The sequence below is a fragment of the Okeania hirsuta genome, assembly GCF_003838195.1.
Lineage (GTDB): Bacteria > Cyanobacteriota > Cyanobacteriia > Cyanobacteriales > Microcoleaceae > Okeania > Okeania hirsuta.
On record NZ_RCBY01000579.1, the window covers coordinates 1 to 1,386 of the forward strand.

Here is a 1,386-nt window from a genome sequence, read left to right on the forward strand (position 1 = left end):
TACAAAAGTTCCTTCCTAAAAATATGGCTGGATATGTATTATCCCTACGGCATGGACCTAGGCACGCCCCGCCCCGTAGGGGCAAAATATAACTAGCCAAGATTCTAGCCCGGATTTCCCGTGCTGTGAAGTACGATATCTATTTCCTAAGTCATAGTCTTGCAATGGGCGGGAAAGGCAGGGATAGACATCGGAACTTAACCCTGACTGTATCTAGAGCAAGTTCCGATTTCTACCTATGGCTATTTCCGCGGATATGGCCGATGAAAATCATATGCCGTACCTCACGGCCTACGGTTTATACACATGTCAATAATTGCTATGTAATTATTAAACTTTTGATGGTTACCAGCATATTTTATCCAAAGAGTAGTGCAGATTATATGAATTGACAGCCTATAATCAGGTTGGGCGGTCAAATTTTGGAGATAAGCGTTTAGCTAAGCGTTACGATGATTTGATGGCTTTGGTCAAACAAAAGGGAAGCGTAGTATTTCATCAATTGAGCACAGCATTAAAGGATACGATAGGGGCTTATCGATTTATTAATAATAGTCGAGTTAGTTTAGGGGAATTAATCTATCAAAGCTGTAGGATAGAGCCACAGGATGTTACCGATCAGGATTTGATAGCCTACATAGATGGGACGGAAATTGGAGTTAAGTTGAATAGTATGAACAAGGCTCATTGGGCAGAGCACTACGGAGTGCATGGTGGGAATCAGAATCCTGGTTTTTATCTATATCCCTCTCTAATCATGAGTACTGTAAGTAGCCGTATAATTGGTTTGGGGGATATGTTACAATCGCCCATTGACCAAAGGCAGTAAAGCAGACAATATAAAGCAACGGACCAAAAGACGATTACTTGGCTTAGAACAACAGGAATCTGGTGTTTGGCCTATCGTGGCTAGAAATACTAATCGACGTCTGATCAAAGCTAAGCGACTTACTTTTGTGATGGATCAAGGAGGAGATATTTATGAGTCATTGCAGCAAATTGAGACTCAATTAGGTCGAGATTTTATTGTCCGCGTAAAGAATAACCGCCAAGCGAAGGACTTAGATAAAGGTATTGAGGGAAGATTTTCGGACTTATTGGGACAAAGTTCATCTTTATCCTACACTCAAGTGCCTATTCGTGGTCTCAATCATTACTCCAAAACAAGAGCCAAGCGAATAAAACGTAGAAAAAGGCAAGCTCTTCTAGGCATCAAGTATATCCGAGTAGCTCTAAAACGGCCAGCTCAATATGTTCAGACTCAACACAAAAATAAGCCTTCTTTAGATCGCCCCTTGTATCTAGTGGAAGTAAAAGAGCATCCCAGTACAGTACCATCAGGTGAAGACCCTATCCATTGGCGCTTACTCACTACTTGGTCTATTA

At 41.4% G+C, this 1,386-nt stretch carries 2 protein-coding genes; both read left to right on the forward strand.

Features of this window, described 5'->3' with window-relative positions; genetic code table 11:
• Window positions 1-388: 388 nt before the first annotated feature.
• Entirely contained in the window at window positions 389-829 is a 441-nt protein-coding gene (locus tag D5R40_RS32985; RefSeq protein WP_124155889.1) for a transposase DNA-binding-containing protein, read from the forward strand.
• A partial coding sequence (locus tag D5R40_RS32990; RefSeq protein WP_205127852.1) for a hypothetical protein occupies window positions 813-1,386 on the forward strand: 574 nt, incomplete at its 3' end. The genes D5R40_RS32985 and D5R40_RS32990, both read left to right, overlap by 17 nt.